This window comes from Serratia sp. CY27727 (assembly GCF_052169275.1).
GTDB lineage: Bacteria > Pseudomonadota > Gammaproteobacteria > Enterobacterales > Enterobacteriaceae > Serratia > Serratia sarumanii.
The window spans coordinates 76,173-89,954 of record NZ_JBJNLB010000007.1 but is presented as its reverse complement, the minus strand read 5'-3'; the positions used below and the strand labels follow the sequence as shown (position 1 = coordinate 89,954).

The following is a 13,782-nucleotide window of genomic DNA, read 5'->3' as shown; positions in this document are numbered from 1 at the left end:
ACCTTAGTCACCTTCTACGCCAGGCGGCAGCGGGGCCTCGCTTGGCAATTGCGTATTGTTGTCGCCCAGCATGATATGGTCGAGGATCTGGCGGGTGATGGTGCCCACCGCCGGACCGGAGCCGCCGTTTTCCAGAATGATGGCGACCGACACCGTCGGGTTGTTGAACGGCGCGAAGGCGGTCATCAGCTTGTGATCGCGCAGGTGCTCCGCCAGTTTGTGGGCGTTGTAGGTTTCGTAGCCGAATACCTGTGCGGTACCCGATTTCGCCGCGGCTTTATAAGGTGCGTCCGCAAAGTACTTGCGCGCCGTCCCGTTCGGACGGTTGGCCACCCCGTACATGCCGTCTTTGGCGATTTCCCAGAAGCCGGAGTGAATATCGCCGATCTGCGTGCTCTCTTCCTGTTTGAACGGCACCAGCGCGCCGTTGACGCGGGTGCTCTGCAGCAGGTGCGGCGTTTTGACGGTGCCGTCGTTGATCAGGGTGTTCAGCGCCTTGGCCATCTGGATCGGTGTGGCGGTCCAGTAGCCCTGGCCGATGCCCACCGGAATGGTGTCGCCCTGATACCACGGTTTTTTATAGCGTTTCAGCTTCCATTCGCGCGTCGGCATCAGGCCGGAACGCTCTTCGGCCAGATCGATGCCGGTGTACTGGCCATAACCGAATTTGGTCAGCCAGCTCGACAGCCGATCGATCCCCATGTCATAGGCGACCTGATAGAAGTAGGTATCCGCGGACTCTTCCAGCGCCTTGGTGACGTTCAGGCGGCCGTGGCCCCATTTTTTCCAGTCGCGGAAGCGTTTTTCCGAGCCGGGCAGCTGCCACCAGCCAGGATCGAACACCACGGTGTTCTTGGTGATCACGCCGGCGCTGAGCGCCGACACTGCGATATAAGGTTTCACCGTCGACGCGGGCGGGTAAACCCCCTGCGTGGCGCGGTTGATCAGCGGGCGATTCGGATCGTTCAGCAACCCCTGATAATCCTTGCTGGAAATGCCGTCCACGAACAGGTTCGGATCGTAGCTCGGGTTGGACACCATCGCCAGGATGGCGCCGGTGCGCGGATCGCTCACCACCACCGCGGCGCGGCTGCCTACCAGCAGCTGCTCGATGTAGCGCTGCAGCTCAAGATCGAGCGTCAGGTAGACGTCCTGACCGGCGGAAGGCGGCTGCTCGTGCAATTGGCGGATCACCCGGCCGCGGTTGTTGACTTCAACCTCTTCGTAACCGGTTTTGCCGTGCAGCGTGTCTTCGTAATAGCGTTCGATGCCCAGTTTGCCGATATCGTGGGTGGCGGCGTAGTTGGCCAGTTTGCCGTCTTTGTCCAGGCGTTCGACGTCGCGGTCGTTGATCTTCGACACGTAGCCGGTGACGTGGGTGAGGGCGGAGCCGTAAGGGTAGTAGCGGCGCTGGTAACCTTTCACTTCCACGCCGGGGAAGCGGAACTGATTGACCGCAAAGCGGGCGACCTGCACCTCGGTCAGCGCGGTTTTCACCGGAATGGAGACGAAGCGGCGCGAACGCTTGCGCTCTTTTTCGAAATTGGTGATGTCGTCGTCGGTCAGATCGACCACCGTGCGCAGCGCCTGCAGCGTGGCCTTGAGATCGTCGACCTTCTCCGGCATCAGCTCCAGCTGATAAATGGTGCGGTTGAGCGCCAGCGGGGTGCCGTTGCGATCGTAGATAATGCCGCGGCTGGGCGCGATGGGCACCAGCTTGATGCGGTTTTCGTTGGAGCGGGTGCGGTAATCCTCGACGCGGAGCACTTGCAGATTATACAGGTTGGCGATCAGGATGCCGGACAGCACCAGGATGCCCAGAAACGCCACCAGGGCGCGGCGTACAAACAGGGCGGATTCAGCCGTATAGTCGCGAAAAGGGTTACGTTCTATTTTCATCCCGCTGCTTTATTTCACTCTGTCACGGTCACCACCGGCTATTCCCGGTGGTAAGGATGATTTGTAGTAATACTCCAGGCGCGGTAGAGGCTTTCGGCCACCAGGACGCGCACCAAAGGATGCGGCAGCGTCAGCGGAGACAGTGACCAGCTCTGCTCGGCAGCGGCTTTGCAGGCGGGTGCCAGCCCTTCCGGGCCGCCGATCAGCAAGCTGACGTTGCGGCCATCCTGCTTCCAGCGTTCAAGCTGCTGCGCCAGCTGCGGCGTTTCCCACGGCGTGCCTGGGATGTCCAGCGTAACGATGCGGTTGCCTTTGCCCACCGCCGCCAGCATCTGTTCGCCTTCCTTGTCCAGAATGCGCTTGATGTCGGCGTTTTTGCCGCGTTTGCCCGCCGGGATCTCGGTCAGCTCAAACGGCATATCTTTGGGAAAGCGGTGCAGGTAATCCATAAAGCCGGTTTGCACCCAGTCTGGCATTTTGGTGCCGACCGCCACCAATTGCAGTTTCACCGCTTAGCTCCAGAGTTTTTCCAGCTCGTACAGGCGACGGCTCTCTTCCTGCATCACGTGCACGATCACTTCGCCCAGATCGACCACGATCCAGTCGGAGGCTTCCTGGCCTTTCATGCCGTACAGCTCCATGCCCGCGGCACGGGATTCCTGCACCACGTGGCTGGCGATCGACATCACGTGGCGAGTCGAGGTGCCGGTGCAGATGATCATGCAGTCGGTGATGCTGGATTTGCCCTGGACGTCCAGAGCGATAATGTCTTGGCCTTTCAGATCATCGATTTTATCGATGACGAAATCTTGGAGCGCTTTACCTTGCAAAGGTTCCCCCTCGGGTGTGTTCTGTTCAGTCGGCTGCGGCGGGCAAAATGCGCGCGCCGCGGCGTAACCGGATAATGGTTTCGGCAGGCTGCCGCTGAAAGCCAGCTAACTGGTGACTGCCCGGCCAGCTAAGGTTTCCGGGGTTTTCAGCGGATACCTGAAAAATAGCGGCGCAGTATATCACGCACCTTTCGCTAGCGATATAAACCCTGCAACTCGATATAGCGCTGCACCGGGCGTGGCAGCAGGTCGTCGCAGTTGAGGCCCTGATGGCGGCGCTGACGGATCTCGGTGGCGGAAATTTCCAGCTCCGGCGTATCGGCCAAATAGATATGGCCGTGCGGGCGACGGCTGAGCAGCGCCGGGTCGGCGGTGCGATGGCGTTCCAGCCACTGCTGCAGTTCCGGCGTGTCCATGCGATCGTTATAGCCCGGGCGCGCCAGCACCAGCAGATGACACACGTCCAGCAGCGCCTGCCAGCGGTGCCACTTATGCAGCGTCAGCAGCGAGTCCTGACCAATGATAAACGCCAGCGGCTGGGCGGCGCCACGCTCTTTACGAATCGTTTCCAACGTCTCGATGGTGTAGGAGGGGGTGGTGCGGTGCAGTTCGCGATCGTCGACGGCAAACAGCGGATTGCAGGCGATCGCCAGCTCGACCATCTTCAGGCGCTGCTGCGCATTGGCCTCCGGCTGCGGGCGGTGCGGCGGCACGTGGTTAGGCAGCAGCGTGACGCGATTCAGGCCCACTTCGGCGGCCAACGCTTCCACAGGCCGCAGGTGGCCGTAGTGGATCGGGTCAAAGGTGCCGCCGAACAGCGCGTGCAAAACGGTGGGGTGTTCCGGGTTAGTGGGCATCGGTAAAACTCGTGGCCAGGGGTTTGCCGCACAGCAGCATCGACAGGGTTTCCAGTTCCGGCCAGACCGACTGGCCATAGTCCTGCTTGAGGGTCAGCTCGATTTGCGTCAGCAGCTGTACTGCCTGCTGCAGCTGGGGGCCGGACAAGCGTTGCAGCGCCTGGGTCACCAGCGGGCGGCGGTTCTGCCAGACCTTGTGCTGATCGAACAGCGTGCGCAGCGGCGCGGAAGCCATGCGGCGCTGCAGCGTCAGCAACAGCAGCAGTTCGCGCTGCAGGGTGCGCAGCAGGATCACCGGCTCCACGTCTTCTTGCTGCAGCTGCTGCAAAATATGCCAGGCGCGCTTGCTCTTGCCGGCCAGCAGGGCATCCAGCCAGTGGAACGGCGTGAAGTGGGCGGCGTCGTTCACCGCCTGTTCGACGCGCGGCAGCGTGAGCTTGCCGTCCGGGTGCAGCAGCGACAGCCGCTCCAGCGCCTGCGACAGCGCCAGCAGGTTGCCTTCGTAGCAGTAGCACAGCAGCTGATTGGCGGCGTCGTCCAACTCCAGCTTCATCACCTTGGCGCGCGTGGCGACCCAGCGCGGCAGCTGTGCCTGTTCCGGCGTCTGGCAACTGACGAGGGCGCCGTGCGGGCTGAGCGCCTTGAACCAGGCGCTGTTTTCCTGCGCTTTGGTGAGGCGCGGGCCGCGCAGGATCAGCAGGATATCCTCGTGCAGCAGCGTGGCGAGCTTGGTCAGCTGTTCGCCGATCGGCGCCGTTGGGCCGTTTTCCGGGAAGATCAGCAGCAGCGTCTGGCGGCTGGCGAACAGGCTCATCGCCTGGCAGATGCCGAAGATGGCGTCCCAGTCGGTATGGGCGTCGAGGGAAATGCTGTAGTGCTCGCTGAACTGCTGCTGTTGCGCGGCCTGCCGGAGCAAATCCTGGCTCTCCTGCAGCAGCAGCGGTTCATTGCCGCTCAATAAATAACAAGCGCGCAGCCCCTCTCGGAGCTGCGCGGCAAGTTGTTCCGGATAAATGCGGATCATTGTGCGGTTTGGCTTGCCGCTCGTTCGCCGGCGGCAGCGGCTTTCTGCCGGTTATCTTCTTCCGCCGCATGCACGGCCAGCAGTTTGCGCACCAGCTGTTGCGCCGCCTGCTCACGCATTTCCTGGCGAATGATCTCCTGTTCGGAGTCCTTGGCCAGCGCGGTCAACGGGTTGTCGAAGAAGGAACGGAACACTTTCACCGACAGCGGATACAGGTCATGGCCCGGGATCAGCACCTGCGCCTGCACGGTCAGCACCATCTGGTACTCGGCGGTTTTACCGTCCTGGAAGATCGAAGCGGTATCCTGGCTTTCCGTCGCGCCGACAATGCGCAGGGAAGGCACGTCTTTACGCTTCGGATCGCTGACGATAGTCACGTCGTTCAGACGCAGCTGTTCGCGCACCGAGCGCGTCAACGGGCCGTAAGGGTCAGCGCTGTCCAGGATCAGCGTTTTCATTTCATTAGGCACCTGCGTGGTGCCGCGCAGGTGAAAACCGCAGCCGGCGGTGACCAGCACCGCCAACCCCAGCAACAGCGTCAGAATGCGTTGTCGCACAATTCCTCCTTGTGTTAACCCACAACCAGGTTAAGCAGTTTGCCCGGAACGTAGATCACTTTGCGAATCGTGACGCCGTCCAGATATTTAGCCACCAGATGCTCTTCGGCAGCGCGCGCGCGCACCTGCTCTTCGGTCGCATCGGCGGATACGGTGATTTTAGCGCGAACCTTGCCGTTCACCTGCACCACCACCAGTTTGGAGTCTTCGACCATCGCCTGCTCGTCGGCAACCGGCCATGGCGCAGTGTCCACGTCGCCTTCGCCGCCCAGCGCCTGCCACAGCGTGAAGCATACGTGCGGGGTGAACGGATACAGCATGCGAACCACGGCCAGCAGCGCTTCCTGCAGCAGCGCGCGATCCTGCTCGCTCTCCTGCGGTGCGCGGGCCAGCTTGTTCATCAGCTCCATCACGGCGGCGATCGCGGTGTTGAAGGTCTGACGGCGGCCGATGTCATCGGTCACCTTGGCGATGGTTTTGTGCAGATCGCGGCGCAGCGCTTTCTGATCTTCGTTCAGCGCCGCTACGTCGAGCGGCTGCACCGCGCCTTTTTCCACGTGATCGTAGGCCAGTTTCCACACGCGTTTCAGGAAGCGGTTAGCCCCTTCCACGCCGGATTCCTGCCACTCCAGCGTCATTTCTGCCGGTGAAGCGAACATCATGAACAGACGCACGGTGTCCGCGCCGTATTTTTCCACCATCTCCTGCGGGTCGATGCCGTTGTTTTTCGACTTCGACATTTTGCTCATGCCAGCATAGACCAGTTCACGGCCTTGCGGATCGGTGGCCTTGATGATGCGACCCTTGTCGTCGCGCTCGACGGTGGCGTCAACCGGGGACACCCAGACGCGCTCGCCGCTGTTGCCGGTGTAGTAGAAGGCGTCGGCCAGCACCATGCCCTGACACAGCAGGCGCTTGGCCGGCTCGTCGGAATCCACCAGGCCCGCATCGCGCATCAGCTTGTGGAAGAAGCGGAAGTACATCAGGTGCATGATGGCGTGTTCGATGCCGCCGATATATTGATCGACCGGCAGCCAGTAGTTGGCGGCGGCCGGATCCAGCATGCCTTGGTCATACTGCGGGCAGGTGTAGCGCGCGTAGTACCAGGAAGACTCCATAAAGGTGTCGAAAGTATCGGTTTCACGCAGCGCCGGCTGGCCGTCGACGGTGGTCTTCGCCCACTCAGGATCGGCCTTGATCGGGCTGGTGATGCCGTCCATGACCACGTCTTCCGGCAGGATCACCGGCAACTGGTCTTCCGGCGTCGGCATCACGGTGCCGTCTTCCAGCGTCACCATCGGGATTGGCGCGCCCCAGTAACGCTGACGGGAAACGCCCCAGTCGCGCAGACGGTAGTTGACCTTGCGCTGGCCTACGCCCTTGGCGACCAGTTTGTCGGCGATGGCGTTGAAGCCCGCTTCATTGTCCAGGCCGTCGAACTCGCCGGAGTTGAACAGCGCGCCTTTGTCGGTCATCGCTTCGGCGCTCACGTCAGGCTGGCTGCCGTCGAGGTTCAGGATCACCGGCTTGATCGGCAAATCGTATTTGGTGGCGAATTCCCAGTCGCGCTGGTCGTGCGCCGGTACCGCCATCACGGCGCCGGTGCCGTATTCCATCAGCACGAAGTTGGCGACCCACACCGGCAGCTTCTCGCCGCTCAGCGGGTGGACAACGAACAGGCCGGTCGGCATGCCTTTCTTCTCCATCGTCGCCATTTCGGCTTCGGCAACTTTGGTGTTGCGGCATTCGTCGATGAAGTCGGTCAGCGCCGGGTTGTTGCGCGCGCCCTGTTGCGCCAGCGGGTGGCCCGCGGCGACCGCCACGTAGGTGGCGCCCATGAAGGTGTCGGGACGGGTGGTGTAAACCGTCAGCTTCTCTTCGCTGTCCGCCACGTCGAAGGTGATTTCCACGCCTTCGGAGCGGCCAATCCAGTTACGCTGCATGGTTTTCACCTGCTCCGGCCAGCTTTCAAGCGTGTCCAGATCGTTCAGCAGCTGATCGGCGTAGGCGGTGATTTTGATGAACCACTGCGGGATCTCTTTACGCTCGACCTTGGTGTCGCAGCGCCAGCAGCAGCCGTCGATAACCTGTTCGTTGGCCAGCACGGTCAGATCGTGCGGGCACCAGTTCACCGCCGAGGTCTTCTTGTAGACCAGGCCTTTTTCATACAGCTTGGTGAAGAACCACTGTTCCCAGCGGTAGTATTCCGGCTGGCAGGTGGCGATTTCGCGATCCCAGTCGTAGCCGAAGCCCAGCAATTTCAGCTGGTTCTTCATGTATTCGATGTTGTCGTAGGTCCACGGGGCCGGTGCGGTGTTGTTTTTCACCGCCGCGCCTTCCGCCGGCAGGCCGAACGCATCCCAGCCGATCGGCTGCAGCACGTTTTTGCCCAGCATGCGCTGATAGCGCGAGATCACGTCGCCGATAGTGTAGTTACGAACGTGGCCCATGTGCAGTCGGCCGGACGGGTAAGGCAGCATGGATAGGCAGTAGTACTTTTCCTTGCTGTCGTCTTCGGTAACTTTGAAAGTCTGCTTCTCTTGCCAGTGAAGCTGTACGTTCGATTCTATGTCTTCTGGACGGTATTGCTCTTGCATGGCGGCCGGTGGTCCTGTAGGTGTAAACCGTTGCCCCGGTCAGAGGCAACGCAATGAACATTTAGTATTCGTAGATCCGCATAGCATAGCTGATAAGACCTCCCGGCAACAACTCCAAGCGCCTGACTCGGCGCATTTAAAAAAAGCGTCGTCATGACGCGGCTCACAACCTGCGGATCCCGCGTCTTGCCAAGTGACATCAGTCATTTACGGCTAAAATAAGAACAAGTAGCTTAGGGGTATCCCTACAGCCAAGTCCGGCGCAGCGTTTATCGAGGAGAGTCTATGAACAAGGTTGCTCAGTATTACCGCGAATTGGTGGCATCGCTGACCGAACGCCTGAAAAACGGTGAACGCGATATCGACGAACTGGTGGCCAGCGCGGAGCGGCGGTTGAACGAGGCCGAGGATCTGACCCGCGATGAGGTGCGGCAGGTGACGCAGGCGGTGCGGCGCGATCTGGAAGAGTTCGCCCGCAGCTATCAGGAGAGCCGGGACGAGTTTACCGACAGCGTGTTTATGCGGGTGATCAAAGAGAGCCTGTGGCAGGAACTGGCGGATATCACCGACAAAACCCAGCTGGAGTGGCGCGAGGTGTTCAAGGATGTCAGCCACCACGGCGTTTACCACAGCGGTGAAGTGGTGGGGCTGGGCAATCTGGTGTGCGAGCAGTGTCACTACCACCTGGCGTTCTACACGCCGGAGGTGCTGCCGCTGTGCCCGAAATGCGGCCACGACCAGTTCCAGCGGCGGCCGTTTGAACCTTGATGGCGCTCCCCGGCAGGGCGGGGAACGCTAAGGCCGGCGTTTAGCGGAACAGTTTCTTCAGCAGGTTGCTGAGGAAACCGCCGCTGACGGTGGCCGGGGCGGCTTGCGCCTGCGCCGGTGCGCTGGCCGGTACGGCGACGCCGGCCGGGATTTTCTGCGCGACCGCGATGCGGCTGTCCTGGGCGGCTTTCTCCGCCGCTTCCGGGCCGTAGGCGAAGCCTTCCGCCAGCACGAATTCAACGTCGGTGATGCCGATAAAGGCCAGGAACAGCTTCACGTACGGCGTGATCAGATCCGTCGGCGTGTCGGCGTGGATGCCGCCGCGGCTGGAGATGACGATCGCTTTCTTGCCTGTCACCAGCCCTTCGGCGCCGGCGGAAGTATAGCGGAACGTCTGACCGGCGCGGGCGATCAGATCGAAGTAGATCTTCAGCTGCGTCGGGATGTTGAAGTTGTACATCGGGGCGCTGATGATCAGTGTGTCGTGCGACTTCAGCTCGGCAATCAGCTCATCGGACAGCGCCAGGGTGCTTTGCTGGTGCGGCGTCAGCGGTTTATCGCCGGCGGTAAAACCGGCCATCACTTCACCATCCAGCTCCGGCAGCGTCGGGTTGGCCAAATCGCGCACGGTGAACCTGTCTTCAGGGTGAGTTTCACGCCATTGTTCAACAAAAAAATCGACTAATTTTCCAGACTGGGAATATTCACCCAGAATACTTGATTTCAGGACCAGTACGCGGCTCATTGGCTTATCTCCAGGCGAAGTCTAATCGGTGACGATGTCAGTCGGTGTAAACGCATGGTAGAGGCAAGCCAGGAACAGTGATAGCGCAAAAATTCGCTGAGTTAAATCAAAAAAATTGAACTAGGGGCGCAAATGCGCCCCGATGGGATCAATAACGCGCTACGCGCTCGGCCAGCAGATCGATAAAGCCTTCGCGGTTGATGCCGGTCAGCACTTCCACGTTGGCCGCGTTGCCGGTTTGCTGGAAATAGTCCACCACCGTCATGCCGGCGGTGTATTCCCCCTTGGTTTCTACCCCCACCCAGCGCTCTACGCCGGTAAACAGCTGCGGTGCCAGCAGCCAGGCGATGGTGCAGGGATCGTGCATCGCCGCGCCGGGCAGGCCGCGCGGGTGGCTGAGATACAGCGGCAGGTAAAAATCGAGCATCTCCGCGACCGCCTGCGCGACCGGATTGGCTATCTGCCGAATGCGTTCGATATCCTGCGGCAACACCAGCGCCTGATGGGTGACGTTCAGGCCGGCCATGGTCAGCGGCACGCCGGATTTCAGCACCATTTCGGCGGCTTCGGGATCGACGAAGATGTTGAACTCCGCGACCGGCGTGGTATTGCCGGCGTTCATGCCGCCGCCCATAAATACGATGCGTTCGATGCGGCTTTTCAGCTCGGCATGCTGGGCCAACAGCAGGGCGATATTGGTCATCGGGCCGGTCACCACCAGGGTTATCGGCTGCGGGCTGGCGCGCAGCAGGTCGGCGATCAGCTCGATGGCGCCGCGGGGATCGGGTTTGAGGGTCGGCGTCGGCAGGTGGGTGTTGCCCATGCCGGTTTTGCCGTGGACATAGTCGGCGATCACCAGCTCGCGCATCAGCGGGCCGCCGGCGCCGGCGGCGACCGGTATGTCCTCGCGCCGCATCAGGGTCAACAGGCCCAGCGCGTTATGCAGGGTTTTCTCCGGCGTCTGGTTGCCGGCGGAGGTGGTGATGGCTTTGACGTCCAGCTCCGGCGAACGCAGCGCCATGGCCAGCGCGATGGCGTCGTCGAGGCCGGGATCGCAATCGATGATAATAGGGCGGGGCATGTTCTTTCTCCTCTGTTTGTTATCCAGCGAGCATCGGATCAAAACCGGGGAGAAACAAGCGCTTTTAGTGCCGGGAGAAAAGATGCGCCCCTGGGGGGCGCATAGGCAAAGCGTTTAGTGCAGGATCTTGGCCAGGAAGTCCTTGGCGCGATCGGACTCGGGGTTGTTGAAGAAATCGTCTTTGTTGCGGTCTTCGACGATTTTGCCTTCGTCCATAAAGATCACGCGATTCGCCACCTTGCGGGCGAAGCCCATTTCGTGGGTCACCACCATCATGGTCATGCCTTCGTTCGCCAGTTCGACCATTACGTCCAGCACTTCGTTGATCATTTCCGGATCGAGCGCCGAGGTCGGCTCATCGAACAGCATGGCGATCGGATCCATGCACAGCGCGCGGGCGATGGCGACGCGCTGCTGCTGGCCGCCGGACAACTGACCGGGGAATTTGTTGGCATGGGCGGTGAGGCCGACGCGCTCCAGCAGCTTCAGGCCCTTCTCGCGCGAGGCGGTCTTATCGCGCTTGAGCACTTTTACCTGCGCCAGCGTCAGGTTGTCGATGATGGACAGGTGCGGGAACAGTTCAAAGTGTTGGAACACCATGCCGACCTTGGCGCGCAGCTGCGCCAGGTTGGTTTTCTTGTCGTTGACCGGCGTGCCGTTCACCAGGATGCTTCCCTGCTGGATCGGCTCCAGGCCGTTGACGGTTTTGATCAGGGTGGACTTGCCGGAACCTGAAGGACCGCAGACGACGACCACTTCGCCTTTTTTCACTTCGGTGGTGCAATCGGTCAACACTTGAAAGTGACCGTACCACTTGGAAACATTTTTCAGGGATATCATCAAACAGTCCTTTTCTTCAAATAGCTTACCAGCGCCGAGGCGGCGAGGCTGATAACAAAATAGACAAAGCCAGCGAACAGGATCATTTCAACCTGGGTGCCGTCGCGTTCGCCGATGGTCGACGCGGTGCGGAAGAAGTCGGCCAGGCTCAGTACGTAAACCAGCGAGGTATCCTGGAACAGCACGATGCCCTGGGTCAGCAGCAGCGGCACCATGGCGCGGAACGCCTGCGGCAGGATCACCAGCCGCATGGATTGCCAGTGGGTCATGCCCAGCGCCAGCGCGGCGGAAGATTGGCCGCGCGAGATGCTGATAATGCCGGCGCGGATGATTTCCGAATAATAAGCCGCTTCAAACAGGGAAAAGGCTACCATAGCCGAGATCAGGCGAATATCGGTTTTCGGCGACAGCCCTAGAACCTGTTGTAATAAGCTTGGAACCACCAGATAGAACCACAGCAGCACCATCACCAGCGGCACCGAACGGAACAGGTTGACGTACAGGGTGGCGAACCAGCTGATCGGTTTGAACGGCGACAGGCGCATCACCGCCAGCACGGTGCCCCACAGGATGCCGACCACGACGGCGGTCACGGTGATCTTCAGCGTGATCACCATGCCCTGCAGCAGATAAGGGAAGCTTGGAACGATCGACGCCCAGTCAAATTCGTACATTATTTACTCCCCAGGTTGCCAGGCAACTGCACTTTCTTTTCGACCAGACGCATAAACAGCATGATAACGGCGTTGATGCCGATATAAGCCAGCGTGATGGCGGTAAAGGATTCATAGGCGTGTGCGGAGTAATCCAACAGCTTGCCGGCCTGCGCGGCCATGTCCACCAGCCCGATGGTGGAGGCGATGGCGGAGTTTTTGACCAGGTTGAGCATCTCCGAGGTCATCGGCGGCACGATCACCCGATAGGCGTTCGGCAACAGCACGTAGCGGTAGGTTTGCGGCAGCGTCAGGCCCATCGCCAGCCCGGCGGCTTTCTGGCCGCGCGGCAGGGATTGAATGGCGGCGCGCACCTGCTCGCAAACGCGGGCGGCGGTAAACAGCCCCAGACAAAGCATGGAAGAGACGAAGAACTGCACGTTGGGATCCAGCTCGGTCTTGAACCAGGTGCCGATATTGACCGGCAGCAGCTCGGGGATCACCAGATACCAGGTAAAGAATTGCACGATCAGCGGCACGTTGCGGAACAGCTCGACGTAACAGGTGCCGAGAGTGGAAAGAAAGCGGTTGGGCACGGTACGCAAGATACCGAACAGCGAACCGACGAAGAAAGCGATAATCCATGCACAGACGGAGAGGGCCACCGTGACCTGAAAGCCGGACCAGATCCAGCCGAGGTAAGTGGTGTTCCCAAACGGGGCCTGCTGCAGGAAGATACCCCAGTTCCAATCTATTGACATAACAAACTCCGATAAACGGGCGCAGGGCGCCGAAGATTGATGACTTGATGAGCGCCGATCGCCGCGCGGCCAGTCTGGCTGGCTTGTTGTGTACGGATGTCGGTGGCGCGCCTTGGGGAAAATGAGGGAGGGGAACGGCCCCCCTCATTCCTGTCTGTCCCAGTCATCAACTGGGCCGGTTTGGCCTGGCGGCCGCCCCGGCTTTTGTTCTATTTAGTTCAACGCTTTGTCGTTAGGCTCTTTGAACAGTTGCTTCATGTCGTCCGACAGTTCGAAGTTCATGTTGAGCTGTTTTGGTGGGATAGGCTGTTTGAACCATTTGTCAAACCACTTGGCCGCTTCACCGGAAGTTTGCGCCTGGGCGATGGTGTCATCGACCAGTTTTTTGAACTCAGGGTCGTCTTTACGCAGCATGCAGCCGTAGGCCTCTTTCGATTGCGGCGTGCCGATGATTTCCCACTGCTCCGGTTTCTTGGCCTTGGCGCGCTCGCCCGCCAGCAGGGCGTCATCCATCATGAAGGCTACGGCGCGGCCGCTTTCCAGAGTGCGGAAGGAATCGCCGTGATCTTTGGCGCTGATGATGCGCATGTTCATCTTGCCGCTGTCGTTCAGCTTGTTCAGCAGCACTTCGGAGGTGGTGCCGGAGGTGACCACCACCGGTTTGCCTGCCAGGTCTTTAAAGTCTTTGATGTCGGAGCCTTTTTTCACCAGCAAGCGGGTGCCGACCACGAAAATGGTGTCGGAGAAGGCGGCCTGTTTCTGGCGCTCGAGGTTATTGGTGGTGGAGCCGCACTCGAAATCATAGGTGCCGTTTTGCAGCAGCGGGATGCGGTTCTGCGAGGTAATCGGCAGCATTTTCACCTGCAGATTCGGTGCATTCAGCTTTTTCTTAACGGCTTCAACGATTTGGTTGGAGTAGTCCTGAGAGTAGCCCACAACTTTTTGTTGGTTGTCGTAGTAGGAGAACGGCACTGACGATTCGCGGTGGCCGACAACGATCACGCCATTGTCTTTGATTTTCTTCAGCGTACCGGTCAGGTCTTCCGCATGCGCCACGCTACCTGCCATACCGAGCAGCAGTAACGATAACGCCAATTTACGCATTTGCATGGTCCAACTCCTTTGCTGTTGTGGTGGCTCTGACTAAAGAGCGTCAGGTTAAACCGACTA

14 protein-coding genes are annotated in these 13,782 nt (G+C 60.2%); 1 reads left to right on the top strand and 13 read right to left on the bottom strand.

The window, feature by feature from the left end:
* Positions 1-3 precede the first annotated feature (3 nt).
* The 7 genes from mrdA to leuS form a co-directional block, all read right to left on the bottom strand.
* Positions 4-1,899 carry a peptidoglycan DD-transpeptidase MrdA gene (mrdA, locus tag ACJ8HB_RS17340; protein WP_033637428.1) on the bottom strand — a complete coding sequence of 632 codons (1,896 nt, stop codon included), beginning with the start codon at positions 1,897-1,899 and terminating at the stop codon, positions 4-6.
* 38 nt (positions 1,900-1,937) lie between these two features.
* On the bottom strand, positions 1,938-2,408 hold the full coding sequence (gene rlmH, locus ACJ8HB_RS17335; RefSeq protein WP_004940002.1) for a 23S rRNA (pseudouridine(1915)-N(3))-methyltransferase RlmH: 471 nt from the start codon (positions 2,406-2,408) through the stop codon (positions 1,938-1,940).
* Between the two features lie 3 nt (positions 2,409-2,411).
* Positions 2,412-2,729, bottom strand: a complete 318-nt coding sequence (rsfS, locus tag ACJ8HB_RS17330; protein ID WP_016928774.1) for a ribosome silencing factor — start codon at positions 2,727-2,729, stop codon at positions 2,412-2,414.
* Positions 2,730-2,923: 194 nt separating this feature from the next.
* A complete protein-coding gene (gene nadD, locus ACJ8HB_RS17325) occupies positions 2,924-3,586 on the bottom strand; it encodes a nicotinate-nucleotide adenylyltransferase (protein WP_047568912.1) in 663 nt (220 codons plus the stop codon).
* Positions 3,576-4,610, bottom strand: coding sequence for a DNA polymerase III subunit delta (gene holA, locus ACJ8HB_RS17320; protein ID WP_047568910.1), 1,035 nt, complete (start codon positions 4,608-4,610; stop codon positions 3,576-3,578). Before holA ends, nadD begins: the two co-directional genes overlap by 11 nt.
* Positions 4,607-5,167 (bottom strand): LPS assembly lipoprotein LptE, encoded by a 561-nt coding sequence (gene lptE, locus ACJ8HB_RS17315; RefSeq protein WP_033637431.1) that lies wholly within the window; start codon positions 5,165-5,167, stop codon positions 4,607-4,609. The genes holA and lptE overlap by 4 nt, the downstream gene beginning before the upstream one ends.
* 14 nt (positions 5,168-5,181) lie before the next feature.
* The gene (gene leuS, locus ACJ8HB_RS17310; RefSeq protein WP_033637432.1) at positions 5,182-7,764 is read right to left on the bottom strand and encodes a leucine--tRNA ligase; all 2,583 of its coding nucleotides are present in this window, start codon (positions 7,762-7,764) and stop codon (positions 5,182-5,184) included.
* A gap of 285 nt (positions 7,765-8,049) precedes the next feature.
* Between leuS and ACJ8HB_RS17305 the strand changes: the two genes are divergently transcribed.
* Positions 8,050-8,532, top strand: coding sequence for a zinc ribbon-containing protein (locus ACJ8HB_RS17305; protein ID WP_025301844.1), 483 nt, complete (start codon positions 8,050-8,052; stop codon positions 8,530-8,532).
* Between the two features lie 40 nt (positions 8,533-8,572).
* On the opposite strand, the gene ACJ8HB_RS17300 is transcribed toward ACJ8HB_RS17305, so the two are convergent.
* The 6 genes from ACJ8HB_RS17300 to ACJ8HB_RS17275 all read right to left on the bottom strand — a co-directional run bounded on the left by ACJ8HB_RS17300 (position 8,573) and on the right by ACJ8HB_RS17275 (position 13,722).
* A complete protein-coding gene (locus ACJ8HB_RS17300) occupies positions 8,573-9,277 on the bottom strand; it encodes an FMN-dependent NADH-azoreductase (protein ID WP_047568908.1) in 705 nt (234 codons plus the stop codon).
* A 148-nt stretch (positions 9,278-9,425) separates the two neighbouring features.
* Positions 9,426-10,358: a pyrimidine-specific ribonucleoside hydrolase RihA gene (rihA, locus tag ACJ8HB_RS17295; RefSeq protein ID WP_047568905.1), complete on the bottom strand. Its 933-nt coding sequence runs from the start codon at positions 10,356-10,358 to the stop codon at positions 9,426-9,428.
* 114 nt (positions 10,359-10,472) lie between these two features.
* Positions 10,473-11,198 carry an amino acid ABC transporter ATP-binding protein gene (locus ACJ8HB_RS17290; RefSeq protein ID WP_033637437.1) on the bottom strand — a complete coding sequence of 242 codons (726 nt, stop codon included), beginning with the start codon at positions 11,196-11,198 and terminating at the stop codon, positions 10,473-10,475.
* Positions 11,198-11,872 (bottom strand): glutamate/aspartate ABC transporter permease GltK, encoded by a 675-nt coding sequence (gene gltK, locus ACJ8HB_RS17285; protein WP_033637438.1) that lies wholly within the window; start codon positions 11,870-11,872, stop codon positions 11,198-11,200. Before gltK ends, ACJ8HB_RS17290 begins: the two co-directional genes overlap by 1 nt.
* The gene (locus tag ACJ8HB_RS17280; protein ID WP_033647195.1) at positions 11,872-12,612 is read right to left on the bottom strand and encodes an amino acid ABC transporter permease; all 741 of its coding nucleotides are present in this window, start codon (positions 12,610-12,612) and stop codon (positions 11,872-11,874) included. The genes gltK and ACJ8HB_RS17280 overlap by 1 nt, the downstream gene beginning before the upstream one ends.
* Before the next feature lie 213 nt (positions 12,613-12,825).
* Positions 12,826-13,722, bottom strand: a complete 897-nt coding sequence (locus ACJ8HB_RS17275; protein ID WP_047568902.1) for an amino acid ABC transporter substrate-binding protein — start codon at positions 13,720-13,722, stop codon at positions 12,826-12,828.
* Between the last annotated feature and the right edge of the window lie 60 nt (positions 13,723-13,782).

Bases quoted from the DNA above. Each gene is read 5' to 3' on its own strand.
- mrdA (WP_033637428.1), bottom strand. From the start codon at position 1,899: ATGAAAATAGAACGTAACCCTTTTCGCGACTATACGGCTGAATCCGCC.
- nadD (WP_047568912.1), bottom strand. From the start codon at position 3,586: ATGCCCACTAACCCGGAACACCCCACCGTTTTGCACGCGCTGTTCGGC.
- holA (WP_047568910.1), bottom strand. From the start codon at position 4,610: ATGATCCGCATTTATCCGGAACAACTTGCCGCGCAGCTCCGAGAGGGG.
- leuS (WP_033637432.1), bottom strand. From the start codon at position 7,764: ATGCAAGAGCAATACCGTCCAGAAGACATAGAATCGAACGTACAGCTT.
- ACJ8HB_RS17305 (WP_025301844.1), top strand. From the start codon at position 8,050: ATGAACAAGGTTGCTCAGTATTACCGCGAATTGGTGGCATCGCTGACC.
- ACJ8HB_RS17300 (WP_047568908.1), bottom strand. From the start codon at position 9,277: ATGAGCCGCGTACTGGTCCTGAAATCAAGTATTCTGGGTGAATATTCC.
- rihA (WP_047568905.1), bottom strand. From the start codon at position 10,358: ATGCCCCGCCCTATTATCATCGATTGCGATCCCGGCCTCGACGACGCC.
- ACJ8HB_RS17290 (WP_033637437.1), bottom strand. From the start codon at position 11,198: ATGATATCCCTGAAAAATGTTTCCAAGTGGTACGGTCACTTTCAAGTG.
- gltK (WP_033637438.1), bottom strand. From the start codon at position 11,872: ATGTACGAATTTGACTGGGCGTCGATCGTTCCAAGCTTCCCTTATCTG.
- ACJ8HB_RS17280 (WP_033647195.1), bottom strand. From the start codon at position 12,612: ATGTCAATAGATTGGAACTGGGGTATCTTCCTGCAGCAGGCCCCGTTT.
- ACJ8HB_RS17275 (WP_047568902.1), bottom strand. From the start codon at position 13,722: ATGCAAATGCGTAAATTGGCGTTATCGTTACTGCTGCTCGGTATGGCA.